11 protein-coding genes are annotated in these 13,034 nt (G+C 31.8%); 7 read left to right on the forward strand and 4 right to left on the reverse strand.

What is annotated here, in order from left to right; genetic code table 11:
* Positions 1 to 32: 32 nt before the first annotated feature.
* The 6 genes from AC5ZCW_RS14165 (at position 33) to AC5ZCW_RS14190 (ending at position 8,169) form a co-directional block, all read left to right on the forward strand.
* Entirely contained in the window at positions 33 to 209 is a 177-nt protein-coding gene (locus tag AC5ZCW_RS14165; protein ID WP_496120567.1) for a hypothetical protein, read from the forward strand.
* A gap of 12 nt (positions 210 to 221) precedes the next feature.
* Positions 222 to 1,013 (forward strand): CBASS oligonucleotide cyclase, encoded by a 792-nt coding sequence (locus AC5ZCW_RS14170; RefSeq protein ID WP_496120626.1) that lies wholly within the window; start codon positions 222 to 224, stop codon positions 1,011 to 1,013.
* A 2-nt stretch (positions 1,014 to 1,015) separates the two neighbouring features.
* Positions 1,016 to 1,531 carry an HORMA-1 domain-containing protein gene (locus tag AC5ZCW_RS14175; protein ID WP_496120577.1) on the forward strand — a complete coding sequence of 172 codons (516 nt, stop codon included), beginning with the start codon at positions 1,016 to 1,018 and terminating at the stop codon, positions 1,529 to 1,531.
* Complete coding sequence (locus tag AC5ZCW_RS14180) at positions 1,531 to 2,415, forward strand: AAA family ATPase (RefSeq protein ID WP_496120585.1); 885 nt, start codon at positions 1,531 to 1,533, stop codon at positions 2,413 to 2,415. Before AC5ZCW_RS14175 ends, AC5ZCW_RS14180 begins: the two co-directional genes overlap by 1 nt.
* Positions 2,412 to 3,218, forward strand: coding sequence for an SMODS-associated NUDIX domain-containing protein (locus AC5ZCW_RS14185; protein WP_496120586.1), 807 nt, complete (start codon positions 2,412 to 2,414; stop codon positions 3,216 to 3,218). The genes AC5ZCW_RS14180 and AC5ZCW_RS14185 overlap by 4 nt, the downstream gene beginning before the upstream one ends.
* 520 nt (positions 3,219 to 3,738) lie before the next feature.
* Positions 3,739 to 8,169, forward strand: coding sequence for an AAA domain-containing protein (locus AC5ZCW_RS14190; RefSeq protein ID WP_496120587.1), 4,431 nt, complete (start codon positions 3,739 to 3,741; stop codon positions 8,167 to 8,169).
* A 15-nt stretch (positions 8,170 to 8,184) separates the two neighbouring features.
* On the opposite strand, the gene AC5ZCW_RS14195 is transcribed toward AC5ZCW_RS14190, so the two are convergent.
* The 4 genes from AC5ZCW_RS14195 to AC5ZCW_RS14210 are packed head-to-tail and all read right to left on the reverse strand — an operon-like array spanning position 8,185 to position 11,069.
* Entirely contained in the window at positions 8,185 to 8,838 is a 654-nt protein-coding gene (locus AC5ZCW_RS14195) for a hypothetical protein (protein WP_496120588.1), read from the reverse strand.
* Positions 8,831 to 9,766 (reverse strand): CBASS cGAMP synthase, encoded by a 936-nt coding sequence (locus AC5ZCW_RS14200; RefSeq protein WP_496120589.1) that lies wholly within the window; start codon positions 9,764 to 9,766, stop codon positions 8,831 to 8,833. Before AC5ZCW_RS14200 ends, AC5ZCW_RS14195 begins: the two co-directional genes overlap by 8 nt.
* A 4-nt stretch (positions 9,767 to 9,770) precedes the next feature.
* A complete protein-coding gene (locus tag AC5ZCW_RS14205) occupies positions 9,771 to 10,793 on the reverse strand; it encodes a CBASS cGAMP-activated phospholipase (protein ID WP_496120590.1) in 1,023 nt (340 codons plus the stop codon).
* A gap of 6 nt (positions 10,794 to 10,799) precedes the next feature.
* On the reverse strand, positions 10,800 to 11,069 hold the full coding sequence (locus AC5ZCW_RS14210; RefSeq protein ID WP_496120591.1) for a hypothetical protein: 270 nt from the start codon (positions 11,067 to 11,069) through the stop codon (positions 10,800 to 10,802).
* Positions 11,070 to 11,378: 309 nt separating this feature from the next.
* On the opposite strand from AC5ZCW_RS14210, the gene AC5ZCW_RS14215 reads away from it, so the two are divergent.
* Entirely contained in the window at positions 11,379 to 12,824 is a 1,446-nt protein-coding gene (locus AC5ZCW_RS14215) for an RNA repair transcriptional activator RtcR family protein (protein WP_496120592.1), read from the forward strand.
* Positions 12,825 to 13,034: the final 210 nt, after the last annotated feature.

A 13,034-nucleotide genomic window follows, 5' to 3' on the forward strand; every position in this document is an offset into this window, starting at 1 on the left:
TCTTTGTAGTGTTAATTATTAATACTATAAAGATGAATTTAGAAAACAATCAACTACTCTTCTTCGTTGACAAAATCAAACTGCAAAGTGAAGACATGCAGAAGTATCGAGATCAAGTCAATAATCTCAAAGAAAAACTCGAAAACAAAATCAAAAATGACCAAAGCACAGGCCTTAAAGTAACTAAATTTCTTTTGGCAGGTTCATGAAAAAAAAGAACAATTCTAAAAGCTTCTGGTGATCACCCCATAGATATTGATCTAGTACTTTTTGTTGGTGGAGATGATAATATTCAAAACGACCTGGAAAAACTGCATGATTATATCGTGAAATATCTTAAAGAAATCTATCCTCAAAAAGATATTAATCGCGATGTTGATGCGAAAGGAAATACAAAATCCATTACCATCCGTTTTTCAGGATCAGGACTTGAAGTAGATATCGTACCTGTTGTTCCTATTGTAGCACCTCAAAGATACGTTTGGCAGCCACAAAGAGGCGGTGGTGGTAAATACATTACCAGTGTAGAAAATCATTTAGATTTTTCTCTAAAAAAACGTCAAGATAATCCCAGCTATACAGCGATTGTAAGAATGCTGAAACATTGGAAAAATTACAAAGAATTAAAGCCTACCGATTATGAGGGAGGAATTTCTTCATTTTCGATTGAATTAATTGTTCCTTATCTAGATGAGAAGCAAGGAATAGAGACAAATATAGAAGAAGCTATTATACGCTTTTTTCAATTTGTAAGTGGCTCTAATTTCCCAGTCATAAAATTTAATCATGCCATTAATAGTATTCCTTCTTATTCAACTCCTATTTACGTTGCCGATGATACTAATAATGAAAATAATGCGGCTAAGAAAATAGATCAGTCCAAATGGAATGAAATTATTGACGAAGCCGAAAAAGCTTTTGATGCATTGAATTATGCTCAATCTATTAAAACTGAAGGAAGCACCTTTGAAGAATGGAAAACAGTTTTTGGTCCAACTTTTAATATTCAATAATCATGTATAATACTAGAACAAACACGAATACCTATACAATAGTAGATATTCGCAAAACATTTGAAAATTGCGAAGCTGACATACGAACAATTGCAAGAAGAACTGGTAAATGGTCAATGAGTGAAGTGGATGATATTTTACATGATATTATCAAACTAGCTGAAAAGGGGTATTTGCAAACGGTTTCTATTGCTTTACTACAGAACTCTAATGATTACGTTTTAAGAGCAACAAAATTTTCTGTAAATGATAATGGCAGTTCATATAATAGTGATCGCCCTGGACAAAATAATGATTGGGAAAACAGAGATAACACACGTCTAACCGTAATAATATCTTACACAAGCAATTGGTTTACTTTGAGTGAACAAGAAAGAAAAGATTTCCAAAAAGACAATTATTTCAGGGTAAATTGGGGCTCTACATCAATCGATACCTCATTCTCACATCTCAATTCAGGGAATGCCCAACTATATGCAAACAAAGGATACGAACTTCAAAAAACAAATTTTAAATAATGGCTACTATATTTGACAACATAACCGAGCTTCCCAGCAAAGAAGTTCAAACTCAAACCGACTCCTTAATTGGTTTTGAGAACAAATTCGAAAGGATTTATAATAACCTGAAATTACTTTTAGATCAAGGAAGCCTAACGGATTGGAGTAAACAGCATCATAAGGTGGAACTACCAATAATTCAACAGTTAAAAGATAAATACCCGCTCATCATTCTCGCAGGTGATGCTGGTACTGGTAAAACTATATCTGCTATTTCAATTGCCGATAGAATGACTCGCCAACTAGGTAAAGAAGGTTTTTTTCTCAAGCTAAGTACTCGTGTTCGAGGAGAAGGTTTACATGGAGAAATGGGTAAATTGGTTAATGATGCATTTTCTCAACTAAAAGAACAAGCTGGCAAAAAAAGAATAGCATTTTTATTAATAGATGAAGCAGATGCAATAGCGACTACAAGATCAACAAGTCAAATGCATCAGGAGGAAAAAGCAGCTGTCAATACATTAATTCAAAAGATCGATGAAATAAGAGAGTTAAACGGTCGTGCCATTATTTTTATGTCCACTAATCGACTTCATTTTATTGATGAAGCAATTTTAAGACGTGCAGCTGTTGTGCTTGAATTTAGTAGACCAACAAAAGAGGAGTGCATTGAACTTTATCAAAAAAGTTTAAAAGGAATTACCTTTACTGTAGAGCAATTAAATGAGTTAGCAGAATTATCTTTAAAAAAAGGTATCGATAAAGTAGGATATTCTTTTTCTGACATAAGATTGAAAGTTTTACCAGAAGCTGTTGCCAAGGCATACCCTAATAAACCATTAACTTTTGATATCATCAAAGAAGTAATTTCATCTATAACTCCAAGTCCAGAAATAATATGACAACAAGAAAATCTAATATGATAATACTTTTAATTTTTGGAAGTTTCATCTTATTTCGAACCATATTTCCAGCTGATGAAAATGATGCAATTTCTAGCACAATCTTTAATTTATCAATAGAAATTATAGGTGGAATTTTGTTTTACACTTTACTGACCTTTCTGCAAAATATAAATAATCTATACTTTTATTACCAGACACAGGTACTTTACAGAAAAAAAGAAATAAGGCTTTCCATTGCATATTTATTTAGAATTAAAGTTGACGGTAAGTATTTATTGATAAAAAGCAGCCGAAGAAATTATTTTCAACCAGTTGGAGGTGCCTTTAAAACTCTGCCCGGTTCAGAGGTAATATTTCAAAAGCTTGATGTAAAAACGGATCGTCTTATTGAAACTGAAAAAGGAATTGCAAAAAATGATTTAAGAATCTTTGTAAAAGGCATTAATGTCATAGAATTTATTGAGTGGTTCAAATCCAAAGAAGATAGGGAAACATCACCATGGAGGGAATTTTGTGAAGAACTGATTTCAACTAAAATACTACCCTCAAAAAAATTCAGATATATCGATTACAAATATAAAGGAACTATTCAAACACCAATACTGGATTTGGATAGTGGTGACAAAGGGATATTCATTTTTGAAATTTATGATTTCCTAGCAAATGATGAGCAAAAAAGTATACTTGTAAATCTATTAGCCAATGGAGACAGTGAGAATTATATATGGGCTGATGAATATTTAATTAAAAGATTAGGTCACTGCGAAAGAGAGAAGAGCTATCAATTTGAAATTGCATGACATGCCAAGTGGGCATTAAATATGAAATGGAGTAAAGAATAATTACTGATTGTTTCATAAAAGTTGGATAAAAATCCTAAATTTTGATTGAAATGCAATAACTATAATAGTACTAACACTATTATAATTTGACTGCTTCCCGCTTTAATAGAAGAAAAGCTTCAGAGATATTTGAAGCTTTTCTTCATTTATCAAAATATTCTATATCATTTAAACATGAGGTATACTATTTAGAAAAAGATTTTGTTGAAATATTTTTCGTTTTTATATTACTGTAATATAACTTTCTAAATGTTAACATCTCCAAAGTATATTTTTTGCTAAGCTGTCATGAATTCAGGTATTTTTACTTGATCAATTTTCCTTTTAATATTCGATGTTTGTTATAAGAAATCCATTTAAGAATAGATGTTATGGTTTTCCATAATTAGTCAAATTCTCTTTTAAATATCTTTGTTTAGATACCAACGTACTGAATGTATTGTTGGTTACATAGAATTTAATATTATTCTTTTTACTAATGACAACAAAAATTATAGCCTTAGAGTTTCTCGAAGAATTAGAAAGTATTCATAAGAATGAATCTTTGTCTTTATCAATAAAGTATCCCCAGCTAAGAAGTTTATTAGAAAGGGTTTGTAAAGACCTTACATCAACAATCTCTCTTCAATTTTCTGATTTCTTTTCTAGATTAAGTTTTGTTTGTCAAACATATAATACAAATAAATCTATTCACGGACTAAGGATTATAGCAAACAAAGTGTTACATGAAAGTCTTATTCCTTTGGAAGACGATTATAAACACCACGTTTCTCTTTTTGCTGATTTTCTTAAAGTAACTTATTCTATAAATGTCCCGCAAAGTTTATTATCATCTGAAAAGAATTTTAAAGAGTTTCCTATCATTAAAAACATCAGATTAAGTGAAGCTAAAGTTTGTATAGTTGAAAAAAGAGAGAATCATTTGATTTGTAGTATTGATGCTTTAAGCATAAAAGATCATGAGTTTGCGCCTGAGAAACTAGTAACAGTTCAGATATTGGAAAATGGAGTCAACCAAATCATTACATCATGTAAAGATTTTTGGGTAGGCGCAATTTTATATCTTGTTGATATAGAAATTGATGCCAATGAAATATTTCATCCTAAAATCATTGTATTGGAACCCGATTATCTTCTGGATGTTTCCTCTATCGCAGAATGTATACAAGATTACGGAGAAACTGAATTACTGTTTTTCAAATCAAAATTTGAAACTGTAGCTAACTCTAAATACATACTTTTAGGAAATTTTGCAAATTTAGTTGTAGATGAAGTTTTTTCGAATCCTTTAGCCCCTGTTGATTTCAATAATACTTTCGTAAAACATTTTAAAACAAGTCCTTTTGAATATACTACTTGTAAGGATATCTCAGAACAACAAAGTTTTATTGAATATCATCAAGAAAGTCAAAGACAGTTTCTTAAAATTAAACAAACGATCGAAAACGATTTTTCGCAACTTGATATTGATTTAGAAAATATGTCTTTAGAACCCTCATTTTTATCCGAAAAATTTGGATTGCAAGGGAGAATGGATATGCTTGATTGGAGAAGAGCAGGTGGCCTATCTAAAATCATAGAGCTAAAATCAGGTAGTGCTCCATTCCCAGATGATGGCGTTAGTATAAAAAATAATCATCAAGCCCAGCTATTTATGTACTATCTACTATATTCCCAGATAGAAAAACTGAATGTTGGGCAAATAAATAATAAAGTGCAAGGATTTATCTTGTACTCAAAGCCTAATCAAGGCAATTTGAGAAATATTGGAGCTTATTTGAATGGATTTCAAACAATAATTAATCTTAGAAATAAGATTGTTGCAATAGAGCACCTTTTAATAGGAGATAATGAAGAATCTACAGGATCTCTTCTGGCGATGATTAATGCTCAGAATATTATCAATAAAGATATTCACCCTAACTTTAGAGCTAAGATAGAACCTCAATTGGAAGATTTTCTCAAACCTATTGCATCTGCTTCAGATTTAGAGAAAAACTATTTCATTTCGTTTGTAAATTATATCTCTTACGAGCACTTTCTAAGTAAGGTAGGTAGTCCAGAACAAGATAGAGAAAATGGCTCAAATGGCTTGGCTAGACTTTGGTTGGATAGTTTTGAAGAAAAGAAAAGTAAATTTGAAATTCTGTATGATTTAGAAATTGTAAGCAATAAAATTGATCAGGAAGAACAAACTATTGAGTTTAAAAGAACAAATGATCAACAAAATAAGCATGTGAATTTTAGGAAAGGTGACATTTGTGTTCTATATCCTCGTAATAGTGAATCGGAAATAGTTTCTCACAGCCAGATTTTTAAATGTACAATAAAAGAAATCACCACAGATTCTGTTATCCTTTATTCCAGATACAAGCAACGCAATAAAACATTTTTTAATTCTTTTGGATCAAAAGCAAAATGGGCATTAGAAAGTGACTTCATGGAAACTTCCTTTAATTCTATGTATCGAAATCTTTATAGTTTTCTAGGAGAAAATCAATCTTTTAAAAATTTAATTTTAGCCCAAGCAAAGCCAAGTAAAACTAAAGACTACGGTTATAAAAATCCTTCTATTTCTGGTGAGCAACAAATGGTTATTAATAAAGCTTTATCAGCGGATCATTATTTTTTATTAAATGGCCCACCAGGCACAGGAAAAACTTCCATCATTATCAAAAACCTAGTTAAAGAACTAATAGCAAATAAAAAAAGCATTCTTGTATTAGCGTATACTAACCGTGCTGTTGATGAACTTTGTCAAGCAATTAACAATGCTAGTGAAAAAAGTTGTGACCAGAATTTTATACGTTTTGGATCTAAATTGTCTAGCAGTTCGGAATACCATGATAATCTATTAGATGTAGTTCTTGAAGCTAAAGAAAGACAATTAAAGGATTTAGGAAAAAGATTTGGACGTGCAGAAGTGACAACTATCATTAAGGAAAATAATGTTTATATCTCTACTGTGGCTTCAATAGGCAGCAAAGAGCATATTTTTAAAGTAAAAGATTTTGACTACATAATAGTTGATGAGGCTTCTCAGATTTTGGAACCTCAATTAGTAGGTATATTAGGAAAAGCTACAAAGTTTATATTGATCGGTGATCACAAGCAATTACCTGCAATTTCTTTTCAATCTGTTGAAAGATCAAAGACAAATAATAAAAGACTGGAATCTATTGGATTGTTTAATAGAAAGAATTCTCTGTTTGAACGTCTTTACAAATTCTGTGAAGATAATTTGCTTGTTGATTGTTATGATACACTAACCTATCAAGGGCGTATGCACAAAGACATTTCACTATTTCCTAATTTTGCATTTTACAAGGGTCTTTTACGCGAAGCCTATGATGCGCCAGGCATTGATGATACTTCTAAAACATCTTTACATAGACAGGTCGCAAATTTAGAGTTTTCAGAATCTAGTACTCATAGCGTTAAGAAATTACTAAGTCAAAAGAGATTAGTCTTTTTTAATAATAAAAAATCTGATGATCTCTATAAAAAATTCAATACTTACGAGGCAGATTTTGTAATCTATATTATTAAAGATATCATAGCCTTATATGAAAACAATAATAGAAATTTCGATCCCCTAACAACGATAGGAATTATTGCGCCTTTCCGAAATCAAATAGCTCTGATTAAACAGAAGATGGAAGAGGCTTGCATTCCTGATTACGAAAAGATCACTGTCGATTCTGTTGAGAGATTCCAAGGTAGTCAACGTGATATTATCATTTATTCCTTTTCTGTAAATAATCCTTTTCAATTAAAAGGAATGATTAATTTAAATGATGAAGGGGATGTAGATCGAAAGTTAAATGTCGCACTTACACGTGCCCGTGAACAGATGATTCTAATCGGCAACGATAGTATATTATCGAATAATCTTATATATCTAAGATTGATAGAATATTGTAAATCAAAGGGGGGCTACATTGACAAGCCTCTATCTGAGATATTGAAAAATCAGCCGATTTACTTTCCTGACCAGACTACTTCTACTCCACTAATAAAAACTATTGAAATTAGTGATCCCTTTAAAACTGTATTTGCAAATAAGATAGAAGCAGTAGTAAAAAATGATAAACGTACAAAATGGCCAAATGAAATATTAGGATTAAATACGGATTTTACACGTAATAATCTTATATGCTATGGAATGGCTGATTTTGACAAACAGATTGATTTGAATTATCAACAAAATTTAGGAGGACTCATCGATAGCCAAAGTTTCCTGACTTATTATACGCCGAAAGAAAACGTTTTGTTATATTGTTATTGGAAAATGAGAAAGCACTTTGTTTCGGTACAGCAAATTTTTCTTAATCACAAAGAGTTTTTTTTGTCTAGGTTTCAGAATACAGAAGAAAGGATAATGTTTATTGACTTCGGATGTGGACCACTAACCGCTTCTCTAGCATTTAACAATGTCTTTAAAACTGAGATTAGTAGTAAAATACATTATTTAGGAATTGATGTTTCAAAAACGATGCTTGAACAAGCTAAAGAATTTACTAAATCAGGCGCGTTTAAAACTATTGATACTTTTGATTTATGCGAAGAGTTGAAAAATAATAATGCGGTTTACTACAAAGATGAGTTTACATTAGCACATACGGTTATAATAACTTGTGCTAATTCATTATCTAATTTGAATCTTGAGGATGTAAATGAAATAGCAAATTTTCTAAACTATCTTATAGATGAATATCCATTAAATAACTACATATTAGTTTATCAGAATCCTATAAATCGCGACCAAAATTTAAGAAAATTATTAGATAAAGCTCCAAAACTTAATAAAATTCTAGTGGCTAAAGATGAAACAGTGTCATATAAAAGTGAACACCAAGATTGGTATGCAACAAGTGAACATTTTAGTTATGAAATTATTACCAATTAACCCCACAATGATGTGTTAGATATTATAAATTCTTTTTAAGTAAGAGATTATAATAAATAATCTCTCTTGACCAATACTTTTTAGGACTTCATATGCTTCTTTATGACAATGCCTATACTTTCGGTCAGCTCCGCAAAAACATTTTGAGGTACGTGGTGGCTTACTATTTTCATAAATATATACAAGTATAGAATAAACTTTGATTAGATCATTAATTTGTAAAATATCGTATAGAGATTCTAAGATTCCCATTGAGCCATGAGATCTTTCATTTAGGAAATAACCTTCTTTCTCTCTAAAGCTTTGATTGTGCAAATAAGGAACAACTTGATTTTTGATGAAACTTGTAAGCATAATTCCTTTTGCACAGTAAATGTATTCTTCAATTGGCGTGCAGATACAAAAATGACCATCTCCATAAATATGCCAGTCAATATTGTGCGGTAACCTTTGGTTTGTTTCATAAACTAAAGGAAAACTATTTGGGTAGTCATTCGGACATTCTATTCTTATAGAATATTTATCATACATGACATCATTTTCATCAAAAAGAACGAGATCGCCAGTAAGGCATGGAAGAGAATCTTCCCGAATACATAATTGTAAATCGGGAAAACTACTCATCGCTTCACGAGCTTCTTCAGCGAATCTATCATACAACTTATTCATAACAAAATGGATATGAAGTCATTGCACCAGTAGCCGCTGCTGTATTACGAGAAACATCTTCTTTATCCTCACCAACAGGGAATCTATCACCTAAATTCTTACGCCATAATTTACTGGCTTCTTTTTGATTAGTATTACGAATTGCAGAGTCCGCATCAGCTATAAATTTGTCCAGTGCTTCTAAAAACTTTTCTTTGTTTGCATAATTTTCTAGCAAATTATCATTTGGTACGGCTGGAACTATACATTTGAAATCTTTATTAAGTTCTTTTTTTATTTCCTTAAGAATATCACGTGTTGTGATATCATCACGCTCATTTAAAACAATTAATTCTTTAGCATTAGTAGCTAAGATCGTCAGAGCTAAACCGCTAGGCATTTTAAAACTTTGATTATCAGCCCATCCTTTAAGATATTTGATGTTTCTTAATAATCGCCCATCTTTATCCTTTTTGGAAGCAAACCAAGTTACTACTGTTTTAGGATCGCTATCCTCAAAACCTATCCCATTGACTGCTATCTGGTATTCTTTTCCATCCTCTTTACAATAAACTGGATGGTCTATTTCATAATCATTTGAAAAAATTGTACGGACGCATTTTTTACGATTCTCCGGAGCAATATTAGTGTAGCCATCTACCGCTTGTTTAACCCAATCTTTAAGGGTTGAGGCGGATACATCAGGTGCTCGAAAGAAATATATACCATCATCTAAGTCACAAATGTCTTCTGCTGTGCGGATGCCATTTTTCATTTTATAAGATCCTTGTATATAGAAATATGGCACATACTCGGGATGATTTGCTTTAAACCATTCCCTAATTCTTTTACGAAGCCCTTCTTTCGAGTTTTTCATTTTCTCGTTCTTTTTCGAACCTATTGATATATTATCATGATAATCCTGAAATAAATTGTTACAGTTTGCCATATTGTTATTGTTTTAAAAAAGTTAAAATTTCTGTTAATCTGTTTTTTGCTAATTCCTCCCCTATTGACTTCATTCTATCTATATGTTTACTTTTGGATGAATTTAATTCTATGTTATCACCCTTCATATCATGTTGGATACGTAAATGACTGAATGTGTTGCCTATTTTGCTCAGAGCACGTTGTAAAAAGAGAAGATATTGTTCCGTGATCTGCGCTTGTGTGTCTAATACTAAATCTACTAACTTGGGGTTCGGAAATAACCAGTCAAACACGTTCTTTGGACGCCAAGACCGCTTTATTATTTGCTTTCCTTGACCAGTGCCTAATGATAAGATTGCGATGTCTCCAATAGAAATATCAAGCTTATCAGTTGCTTCAAACACACCAATCAATGCGGGATTATTAGCGAATATTCCACCGTCAATCATATTGATATTAGTTCCTTCTCCAAATTCGTTCTTAAATGAAAAAGTGTGGGGTGGAAAATACACTGGTGCAGATGCACTAGACATCGCTACATGATATGCAGGAAGTTTATAGTCTCTTCTGTATTCTGGATGATGCTTAGTTTTCAAAACATTTATTGCTCCATCATTTCCATTAAATGCAGGTATACACACCTTATTTTTTAGATCGTTCATTAGTGGATCTCTACCTCCATTAGTCTCTGCATAAACTTCTCTTAGCTTTTTTAATAATAGCTTATTACTATAGATTGCATTAAAGAACGCTCTACTTTTACGTGGCAAAAAACGAAAGACAAATCTTGGGAAGATAATTTTAGCATTATCTTCATAGAATTTAGCCAATTCTTTGGCTGAAATACCTAAAGCAAGGCCTATTGCAAGAATTGCTCCTGTAGACGTGCCACAAATAAGGTCAAAATGTTCGTGTAATTTTTTGTCCGGTTCTTCTTTTTGTAATTCTGCTTCTAACTCAGATAAAACTTTGGCCGGGATAAGTCCCCTTATCCCGCCTCCATCTATGGAAAGTATTTTAAATTTTTTTCTCACTTCTTTATCCATCGTATATTATTTAAAAGGTTCACCGCATACTGCAGCCCAATTACTCCAAATTGTGGAAACACATCTCTCTAGATGAACCCCTAGCTCTTTAGCTATCTTTTGCGCTTCGTCTCTAGCGGCAACAGCTGTTTTATTAGCATGATACAGGGTAGTATTAGGGAAGTAAAGTATTTTGCATTCAGTATTTGTAATACTATCTGTATATCCCAATTCAATCATTTTTTCTTTGAATTCCCGATGTTTTGAAGGGATGTCGTATGTTATGATTATTGCCATATTCTAAAATTTTATTGTTTATAAATAGAGTTAACCAAAAAAAACTCTGAGAGTTTATTTGGATTTTTTTACTGTTTCCTTAACAGTTGTTTTGGGATGTTTGTCTGCATAACGTTTCGTTACAAACTTTCCGGTTCCTGCATCTCTATGCACTGATTTTTTCTGTCATTTTTAAATACCTCCTTTCTTCTTTCTGATTTTAACTGCCACATATATGGCGAATAGTATGCCAGACGATATTTCATTGGTTTATGTTTGTTTTTATCAATAATTATATCAATATTTGATTTATAATTATCAAAAAATGATATGAAAACATTAATTTCATGGGTCGCTACCATGCATGATTTTACCAGAAATCCAGAAACAAGACAAATTATCGGGGTTGATGAAAATGGCCCTAATTTTAATTTTCATAAAGATTTCTTTGATCATGACAGACATGTGATTTTATCTTCTGAGAAAGGAGACAAACCCGATATCTATATTGAAAAACTAAGGACTGAGCTAAATAAAAAATTTCCTAACCGTACTATTGAGACTCAGTACCTAGATATTGTTGATGTTATTAATATACCGCAAATAAAAAGCAAGGTAGACGGTTTACTGATGAGGGAGTTTAAGGAAGATGAGATTAGTATTTTCTTTTCTCCAGGTACTTCTGCGATGCAGATTTCATGGTATCTGATTCATGAGTCTGGAATGTTTAATACAAAAATGTTTCAAGTTCGACCTCGAAAGTATTCCAAAACGGGTAAGGCAGAGTTGCTGGATATGAAGATAGTAAAATCTACTATTCCAGGTGGAAGTATAATTAAAGAAGAAAGTGTTGTAGATCATAAAGAGGATTATCTTATAACTAATTCATTGAAACCTATTTATAGAAAAGCAGAGATGATTGCTAAAGCTGATCAGGTGACTACTTTAATTTATGGAGAAAGTGGTTCGGGTAAGGAGCATCTGGCCAATTATATACATAGAAATTCAGCAAGATATGAAAAGCCATTTATTGCCATCAATTGCTCTGCCTTTACAGATGAACTCCTAGAATCGAGATTATTTGGTCATACGAAAGGGGCTTTTACTGGTGCAGTCGCTGACCATAAAGGTTTGTTGGAAGAAGCACAGGGCGGCACAGTTTTTTTGGATGAAATTGGAGACATTTCACCTTATATGCAACAGTTGCTGCTAAGGGTTATTCAGGAAAAAAAGATACTTAGGATAGGAGATACTAAAGAGAAGAAGATTGATCTAAGGATTATAGCTGCCACAAACAGAGATCTTCCTCAGCGATGTTCTGAAGACAATTTCCGATGGGATTTATTCTACCGCCTCGCCGTAACTGAACTTACTTTACCTCCTTTGCGAGATAGAGGTATGACTGAAAAAAAAGAATTAATTGATTTTTTCATAGAATCTAAAAGAAAGTTGTTTAAAAGATCTAAAAAATTGCGATTAGGTAAAGATATAGAGCAATTTATCTTAAATTATCCATTTCCCGGAAATGTTCGTGAAGTGGAAAACTTAATTGAAAATCTTTACGTTTTTAATAATGATATTGTTTTACAGGATACTTTACCATCAAGATTACTAAACCCTTCGGATGAATTTAAGTTAGATTTAAAAACGGCTGAAAAATTACATATCACAAAAGTTCTTAAAATAGCAAAAAGCAAGCAGCAAGCATCAAAGCTGTTAGGCTGTGTAATTAATACTTTAGAAAAGAAGATAAAGGAGTATGAAATAAAAATTTAAATTTAATTGTTAAAGCGTTTCATCATCATGACAATTCCTATCACTTTTTTTTTAAAATAAAAAATATTCGCGACACTCATTGTCGTTTTAGATTTATATTCTTGGAATAAAAAAAATCAAACACATTTTAATTGAATCAAAGTTTACCGCACCACAATTTTAGTAGAAAGTTTAAAATAGCATTAGAAGAAAAATCGTGATGCTACGCTA

It is taken from the genome of Flavobacterium sp. PLA-DH12 (genome assembly GCF_059511845.1).